The 8,098-nt window shown below is 40.8% G+C and carries 10 protein-coding genes and 1 pseudogene; 6 read left to right on the top strand and 5 right to left on the bottom strand.

Annotation, left to right across the window (positions count from 1 at the left end):
• Together F6K37_RS26695 and F6K37_RS26700 are read left to right on the top strand one after the other, a co-directional pair.
• Positions 1 to 501: pseudogene (locus tag F6K37_RS26695) on the top strand (aminotransferase class V-fold PLP-dependent enzyme); the annotation flags it as partial.
• 15 nt (positions 502 to 516) lie between these two features.
• A complete protein-coding gene (locus F6K37_RS26700) occupies positions 517 to 1,317 on the top strand; it encodes a phytanoyl-CoA dioxygenase family protein (protein WP_008179075.1) in 801 nt (266 codons plus the stop codon).
• Between the two features lie 172 nt (positions 1,318 to 1,489).
• On the opposite strand, the gene F6K37_RS26705 is transcribed toward F6K37_RS26700, so the two are convergent.
• Together F6K37_RS26705 and F6K37_RS26710 are read right to left on the bottom strand one after the other, a co-directional pair.
• Positions 1,490 to 2,431, bottom strand: coding sequence for a homoserine kinase (locus tag F6K37_RS26705; protein WP_008179082.1), 942 nt, complete (start codon positions 2,429 to 2,431; stop codon positions 1,490 to 1,492).
• A gap of 2 nt (positions 2,432 to 2,433) precedes the next feature.
• A complete protein-coding gene (locus F6K37_RS26710; RefSeq protein ID WP_008179083.1) occupies positions 2,434 to 3,102 on the bottom strand; it encodes a 2OG-Fe dioxygenase family protein in 669 nt (222 codons plus the stop codon).
• A gap of 305 nt (positions 3,103 to 3,407) precedes the next feature.
• Between F6K37_RS26710 and F6K37_RS26715 the strand changes: the two genes are divergently transcribed.
• From F6K37_RS26715 to F6K37_RS26730, 4 genes are all read left to right on the top strand, one after another.
• Complete coding sequence (locus F6K37_RS26715; protein WP_008179085.1) at positions 3,408 to 3,653, top strand: hypothetical protein; 246 nt, start codon at positions 3,408 to 3,410, stop codon at positions 3,651 to 3,653.
• A 133-nt stretch (positions 3,654 to 3,786) separates the two neighbouring features.
• Complete coding sequence (locus tag F6K37_RS26720) at positions 3,787 to 4,407, top strand: RasGAP domain-containing protein (protein ID WP_202799145.1); 621 nt, start codon at positions 3,787 to 3,789, stop codon at positions 4,405 to 4,407.
• A 31-nt stretch (positions 4,408 to 4,438) separates the two neighbouring features.
• Complete coding sequence (locus F6K37_RS26725; RefSeq protein WP_044492223.1) at positions 4,439 to 4,831, top strand: response regulator; 393 nt, start codon at positions 4,439 to 4,441, stop codon at positions 4,829 to 4,831.
• 68 nt (positions 4,832 to 4,899) lie between these two features.
• A complete protein-coding gene (locus F6K37_RS26730) occupies positions 4,900 to 5,262 on the top strand; it encodes a late competence development ComFB family protein (protein ID WP_008179091.1) in 363 nt (120 codons plus the stop codon).
• A 143-nt stretch (positions 5,263 to 5,405) separates the two neighbouring features.
• On the opposite strand, the gene F6K37_RS26735 is transcribed toward F6K37_RS26730, so the two are convergent.
• The 3 genes from F6K37_RS26735 to F6K37_RS26745 form a co-directional block, all read right to left on the bottom strand.
• On the bottom strand, positions 5,406 to 5,795 hold the full coding sequence (locus F6K37_RS26735; RefSeq protein WP_008179094.1) for a hypothetical protein: 390 nt from the start codon (positions 5,793 to 5,795) through the stop codon (positions 5,406 to 5,408).
• Between the two features lie 394 nt (positions 5,796 to 6,189).
• A complete protein-coding gene (locus F6K37_RS26740; protein ID WP_008179095.1) occupies positions 6,190 to 7,080 on the bottom strand; it encodes an ABC transporter permease in 891 nt (296 codons plus the stop codon).
• Between the two features lie 79 nt (positions 7,081 to 7,159).
• Positions 7,160 to 8,098 (bottom strand): ABC transporter ATP-binding protein (locus F6K37_RS26745; protein WP_287253387.1); only part of this gene is annotated, 939 nt, incomplete at its 5' end.

Here is an 8,098-nt window from a genome sequence, read left to right on the forward strand (position 1 = left end):
TCACGAGATAAGATTCTTTTGAATATGCTGTGGAAGAAACTCGAAATAATCCCTAACCTTCATATTATGGCATCTCAGCATCGAGATAGGCTTCCTATTATCTCATTTTACATAGATAATTTGGACTCGTATATAGGAGCAAGATTGCTCAACGATAAATTTGCAATACAGTGCAAAGCCAGTCGTGCAGCACCCGGAAGCTACGGGTATAGTCTTATAAAAGAAGGTAAGCCAGAAAGTCAAGAGGATAGGTTAAAATCTAACCAGCAGCACAACCCACAATTAGGGTGGATTAGAGTTTCCCTCCATCCTGTCATGATGGATGAAGAAATTCAATTCATCGCAGATAGTATAATACAACTAGCCAATCGGCATCGAGCATGGATTCAATATTATTTGCCTGATCAATCTCGAAACTATAAATCACAAGCAAGTATCAATCTAGACTATCAAGCTCAAGAAGCAATAACAATGATGTTTGCACGTAGTTTTGTACAGTAATTTGAGGATTTAGTAATGACTGAAAAGACTAATAAGCGTTACCCGCTAACAGAAGAAGAAAGAGTTTTTTTTGATGACAATGGATACTTAATACTGAAAGGCGTCTTACCTGATGATGTAGTGACATTAGCTTTAGAGAAGGTCGATGATTTATGGAGAAAGCACAAACAGAAAGAGCCAGAATCTCAATCTATTCACTTGTTTGACTTTGTAGAAGAAGAAGATTTCTTTCTTAATCTATTAGATTGGGATAAAACTATCACTAAAGTTGTCAACCTATTAAGCTCTAACATTTTCTTATTCCATTCTCATTTAGATGTCAACTTACCGGGTGAACAACCATTGCCGATAGAGAAGCTAGAATGGCATCGAGATAGTGACATCATAGAAATGGATCTCAATGTATTGAAAACTCATATGTTTTCTGTCAAGGTTTCTTACTGGCTCAGTGATGTATCAAAGCCAAATCGGGGAAATCTTCTGATAATTCCTGGGAGCCACAAGATGGAAAGATCATCTCTTTCCAAAGCAGATTTTGAAAAAGCAGTCCCGATGCTTGTTGCCCCAGGAGATGCTGTATTTTTCGATCGAAGGGTTTGGCATGCTCGAAGCCCAAATATCTCTAGCGTTACAAGGAAAGCTCTTTTTTATGGATATAGTTTTAGATGGCTGGCTTCACGGGATATTTTTAGAAGACATAAAAAAACAGATAACCCTGTTTGGAATCAACTCCTAGGCTGCTATGAAGATCCTAGATCTCGCTATAAACCCAATCTTAAAGATCTACCTATGGGTATTTGGGATGTAGATAGGTGATAATATCTCTTGAAAAGTAGCGATCGCTACTTTTGCAAGAGTTCTAATGGTAGACAGGAGTGGAGCTCATGCCGGTCATGCTTTTATTTTATCCGACGAGTTCCAGCATTTCCCCCGTTTTATTCGGTCTAATTTAACACTTGAACAGGCATCATCCCTAGCTCTGGAGAAATCAAGCCGGATCAAATATTGATAGGAAATCTTCTTGCCTACATCTTTTTACATCCTCAGCTATCCTAACCATCTTCCAATGCTCATTTCTCAACTCTATATTAGGTGAATGAATATTATACTTCCAAAATCTCCAGAAAGAGGTTGCAGTTGCCGCATAACCGATTAATACCTGTAAAAGCTCTTTTTCTAGAGGCTCTAACGAGCGAACCTGTTCATATCCCTTGATGAAATATTTCGCTTTAACAATATCAATTTTTTCTTGGTTTTGGCATAGTCCAAGGATTCCCATTCCCAAGTCAAATAAGAGGTAATAGTAACAAGATTGCTCAAAGTCAATAAAGGCTTTCAAGTTATTTTTTTCATATAAAATGTTATCATAAAAAAGATCACCATGAATTAAGCCCATTGGTAACTTAATGGGCAATAAAAAATTGAGATCTTGATACTGATTCTTGAGCCATGACTCATAAGACAGATCAATTGACTTGCCAAAAACTGTTGAAAAAAGCTCCAGTCCATAATCGTGTGACTGAGGTAAATAAGGAGGAGCAGGAACTCTATGTAGTTGTGCCATAACACGACCAACCTGTTCTAAGAGAGTTTCGTTTAATAAAGTAGGCACTGTTCCGTTAATCCATTTCTTGACTAGAACAGGTTTTTCATGCCATTGAGTTACTATTTTATCGGAATAAGTTGTTTGAACTTGAGAAGTGGGGAATTTGTATCTTTCTAAATATTGAAGAAGATACCCCATCGTGCATATTTTTTCTAGAGAAGCTTCTTCAAAGACAGTTACTATGTATTTTCCATCTTTAGACTGTAAGCAGTAGTTTGAATTAGCATTTCCTCCATTAATAGGAAAAGAATTGATCGCTTCAATACCATAGTATGAAGCTATTTTTTCTAACTCAAAAGAGCTTATATTAGTATATATTGCCATCTTTAATAAAATTCTATTATCAAAACATCTCGAAACCCTTTATCACTTCCAGGCAATGGTTTTATATCTGTTACTCCATGGTAAACCAGAGTATCAAGGACAAAGATAGTCTCTCCAAAATTACTTAAGTTTATTTCTTCTATTAACTTCAGATTGTTGTCATATATTTTAGTAGTTCCTCCTGTGATCTGACTTTTATTTATGAAATGAATTGCGAAAAAAGGATGCCCATCCTTATGGATACCTTCAGGTGTTACTCGCCCAGTATTTTGGGCTGTAGTAAGAGTTCTAATTTGGTGAATTCCCATATTATATTCCTTACTAGTTATAAGGCCATGTTTTAAGAAAAAACAAAAATCATAATTTATTAAGTCAATGAAAATTGGATCAGTCAATAAATTGTCATCTATCTTTTCAAAAATTCTGCTTTGACCTCCAAACAGCCTGTTAAATCTCTCTCCCTGAAAATAAGTTGATCTCAAATATTCAATCTCACTATTTCTGTGAAAGATTATGTTTGAATATCTTCTCTGCCTAAATTTATGATCGCCTTCAATATAGGGATCAGTTACTAAATGATTCCAGTAATTCAAAAAATCTGGATTTTTAGGCTTTATTGATCCGTCGTCCAACTGCAAATGAAGATATCCTTCTTTTCTTAAACTAGACATAGTTCTGATGAATATTTTCTCCTAAATTCTTTCTCCTATCGGAACTTAGACAAAAATCAAGACCAAACATAGCCCAAAGAGGCTTTGTAAGCAGCAAACACGTCCTGATTCTGCTTGAGCCAATTGACATGCGCGATCAGACATGGCGGCTCCGTTATGCTTCTAAAGCTTCTGTGAATGTGTTCATTCGCGTAGCGAATGGCCAAGCTTTGTTAGAGCATTGCCTTCTTAGACCCCAGGGTAAAGGTATCTTATTTTGAAATGCTTACTGCATATCAGATTCATACTATAACGTAGTTTTGCGTATGAATCTTGAAATCTTTGTCTTGATGGTAAGGATTCTATACTTTAGATGCATTTGCCCTGGGTTCAAAGATATCACCATTCCCAAGCAGGAGGGGGAAGAAGGTGCGATGTATGAATTAACTTGGTATGATGGAACATCACCTCAGTTCCATCTTCGGAATCTTCCCCATCTTCGGTATCCCCGAGATATCCCCCCTCGACCTCTGGTTAAGATTTGCATAATTGGGATGCTCCCGATTCGATAGCACTCACCTTTGAGATCTTACAGATTACCCCTAAGTTGGTAGCCTACCCAATCACAGTATCTTCACATTTGCGCCCTAATTTGTATTTGTAGGTAAGGTAAATCGATCTTGGGTTGAACTTCGGGGTATGGGTATGATTTTTTCAAACAAAGGTAGCAGTTCCAGTAATTGTTCCAACGCCACTCCTTTGGAGCAATTATCCCTGAGTCCCACGATCAGTCCTACGATCGATTTAGCTTATCCTCACCACCCAGAGCACCAGAGGAGACAAACCTTCACACCAGTTGTCCTGGGTATCAACAGTTTGCTTTTGACCAAGGAAGGAAACATGGGTACCACCAGCCAAGCCCAGGACTATGAGTCATACATCGGATTAGCTGTGGATGTATTTCAGAGTCAAGACTCAACATTTATCAAATCTCTTAAAGACTTTCTGACTGTTTTACCCAGTCCCACTTATATTGAGCAAGTCTTACTGGCAGCGGTTTATCGACTACCAGAGATTAACCTTGATGCTTGTTACTGGCTATTGCGTCATCCCGATTATTTGATGCCCGAACTTGACTTAGTGGCAGTAGCGATGGCTGTCGCAATCAAGAAGCTTCAGGAGCAAGGGTTAGTGTTGGGTCAAGATTTTAGCATTGAACCGAATGGTCAGTTATCTCTCAGTACTCTGGCAAAAGATAAGTTATGGTTCGGTAGCTCAACTAGCGATCGCCTCTTGCTAGAACGGATTATGCAAGTTGGGGATTAATCTTGATCATGAATTTATAAAGCCTGGAGCGATGAACAAAACAATTTTATTAATTGAAAATGATAAAGTATTGCGCTCAAATTTCTCCGATTTACTTGAATTAGAAGGATTTAATGTCCTTACTTCAGACGATGGTTGGCTCGGTTTAAATTTAGCTAAAGTTGTCCGACCTGATTTAATTATTTGTGAAATTAATATACCATCCCTTGATGGGTATGAGCTTCTCCAGATATTACGAGATAGGTTAAAGACAGCGAAAACACCGTTTATATTTCTAACCAGTCAGTCAAAGGAGGATGGCTATGCTCGCGCTAAGGAACTTGGAGCCAATGATTATCTAACCAAACCTGTAGATAGTCGGGAACTGTTAGCAGCAATTAATCAGCAGTTAAGAATACTTCCCTTGACTTCAAACAGGGCTTAAAACAAGCTATTTACTAATTAAAAAACCAGTTCGCCATAATAAATCGGTTTGCAAAAGGAGTGTAAACGATGGGTAAAACCCTTGTTCACGTAACTACACCGATAGTGATTCAAGAAATTGAAAACGTCTTAGCAACGTATCCGGAGTTTCCCTATCAAGACGTGTTTTCTCAGTCTAAAATACGCCAGGATTTAATTGCTTATGTCCTCAGCAGAATTCCGAATCATTACGAAGCCCTAGACAAGATTGAACCATCATCAAAAAGCCAAGAATTACGTCACTTATCCTCAGAGCATAAGCTGTATTTAGAAAACTTGATTCACACAGGAATCTATCATATCTTGCATCTAATGTTAAACTACAGCTGGGATAATTGCCCGATGCCTAAAACGTTTACCTCAAGGTCTATCTCCTGTGATTCCTTAGCTTGATTTCCCAAAGTTTATATCATAAAATAGCAGTTCTCAATTGGGTATTGAGAACTGCTATACCATCCATGGGATAACCCGTAAACCAAGGGATTAACCGGAGTTGATATCAAACCTGATCCAAACCTGATCCAAAGTCTCTAAGATTATCGGTAACTTTCGCTAGCCCCAGATGTAGTAGGTTGGTTTTGTGGATATTGGTTTTCTGGATATGCTAGTTGGGGATTGCGCAACCGTTCCAACTGTAAACGCCGAAACTCAGAAGCAGCATCGTCTAGTCTCTGAGACTGTCCCTGATTGAACTGATCGATATCAACTGTACCCAATTGGGCATTATGGATTAAATCAAAAGCGTTGAAACCACTGTCTCCAAACCCCCCAAATGTGTCTTGCTCGTTAGGGTTATTAAAATTTTCATCCGCTCGAATAGTACCTATACTTTGGGCAGTAGCGGACCCGTGCAGTAACGCTGTAGTAATGCCAAGGGCTACACTCAATACAGCTACAGTAACAACAGATTGGTTGCTGATCGTCATAGGAATCCCCCCTCAATGGATAAATCTCGCTGGTATACTGCTATAGAATTATATATAGTTAACCTGAGTTAACCTGAGTTAACCTGCACAATTGTTACAGGTTCATTTTGGACGGTTGACGCGACCCTGTCAATAGTCAACCGTCAAGCATCAACCATCAACAAAAAGCTATCAACTCAACTACTAGATTATTGGCAATGGCTTCTAGCAGTTTTCAATTGGGTGAGGTACAAATTTATGGGTTGCGCGGGAGTAGGGAGTAGGGAGTAGGGAGTCGGGATGCAGTGAGGTCTTTCGGGTTTTCCCCATCTCCCCATCTCCCCATCTCCCCATCTCCCCGCCCCCGGCTAGCAAGGGTAACACCGGCCTATGGCTAAGGCTCTAGGGTGAATAGTTACAAGCGGCGGCTCAGTAGTGGAGAAATTGCGAGTAATACGACTGTGCTAAAACCAAGCAATACCAATAGGGATTGGCCAAAGGTAATAGATGCCCAAGGAGCCTGCATCACAAGACTACCAAAAGACCAGTCATTGTGGAGATAGAGATAGCGAATTGGTTCAATGGCATAGCTGAGGGGGTTAAGACTGGCTACTACCTGTAACCATTTCGGCATGAAGGACAGAGGAGCAAGGGCTGTGCTGGCAAACAGTAGGGGTAAGTTGGTAACAAAAATGACTGCAATTAGTTCAATGTGACCCGGTAGAGCAAATGCTAGTCCTAGACTGAGGGCTGTGACTCCCACCACCAGCAAGAATACAATCAAGGCAATCATAGCCAGACCAGCTAGGTTGGGTAAACCGGCTCCTAAAAAGGCACTGGCGGTGACAATTGCCACAGTTTGCAACAAACTCAGAGCGATTATATATATGGCTGAGGCTGCAACAATAGAGAAACGAGATACTAACGGAGCTACGAGTAAGCGGTTGAGGAAACCAAATTCCCGGTCAAACATGATCGGTAAGCCAGCATTGAGTGCTCCAGCAAAGGCGGTAAACACAATCACACCTGCACCTAGGAATTTGCCATAGCTCAAACTCTCGCCAAAAATCCCTTGAGGAGCGTTTTGGAATAATGCCCCAAATAGGATTAGCCACATTAGGGGCTGGATAATACCAGCCATTAAGGTAGAAGGTCGCCGTTGCAGCTGAATAAACAGGCGTTTGGTTAGGGCTAGGGTTTCTTGGATAAATTCACTTACACCAGGAGTATCATTGACTGGGATTGGTGCAGTAAGGTCTGGTTGCCAGTTAAGGTCGGATTTAGGAGGGGTAAAGGTTTCACTCATATTTATTTCTACAATAGATTCTTACAATAATTGGAGCAATCTTTATTTACTTTCCACTAACCTCTGTCCTATCTCTCCTTTAGGCCATATTTTGTTTACGCTCTGCCTTGGGATCCCGTTTCCCAGCCTCAGCCAGTTCAGCATCCATCAGGGTTTTACCTGTGGCAGCCAGGTAAACATCATCTAGGCTAGGTCGCGACTGAGCAATGCCAAAGGTTGGTAAACTAACGTCTTTTAAGGCTTGCTGAATGATCATTAAGGCATCGCTTTGGGGTTTAACCACAAGGTTAAGGGAATTGCCCTGATTGCTGTTAATAATCACCTCTCGCACAAAGGGCAAGGACTGAAGCATATCTTTGGCTTCCTTAGCTTCTTCCATGGGGCAGAATTCCCGGATGCGCAGGGTAATGCGATCGCCTCCAACACTATCCTTTAACTGAGATGGTGTCCCCTCAGCTATGATCAAGCCTTTGTCAATAATTGCGACTTGGTCAGCTAATGCGTCTATTTCTTCGAGGTAGTGGCTGGTGATTAGTAATGTGGTTCCTGAGTCTCGCAACTTTTGCAACAGTTCCCATACCACAAATCTGCTATCAATGTCAAGACCTACTGTGGGTTCGTCTAGTACTAAAACATCGGGTTGGTGGAGTAAGCCAGCGGCTAAGTCCAGCCGCCGACGCAGACCACCAGAGTAAACGCCCGTTTTTTTATTGGCATACTCCTTGAGCTGCAAAATGTCAAGCAGTTTATTGATGCGTTCTTTGGCAACTGCTTTGGGGAGGTGATAGAGGTCAGCTTGCAATTGGAGTAGTTCTTTACCAGTGAGTACCTTATCTAGGGCAACTTCTTGGGCTACATAGCCTAGGCGGCGGCGTGCTGCCCTAGGATTGTGTAGTACTGAAATGCCAGATACCTCAATTTTTCCAGCGTCCGGTGCCGTGAGAGTGCATAGGCAACGAATGGTGGTGGTTTTACCGGCACCATTAGGACCGAGTAAGCCAAAAATTTGACCCGGTTC

Source organism: Moorena sp. SIO4E2 (assembly GCF_010671945.1).
Classification (GTDB): Bacteria; Cyanobacteriota; Cyanobacteriia; order Cyanobacteriales; family Coleofasciculaceae; genus Moorena; species Moorena producens.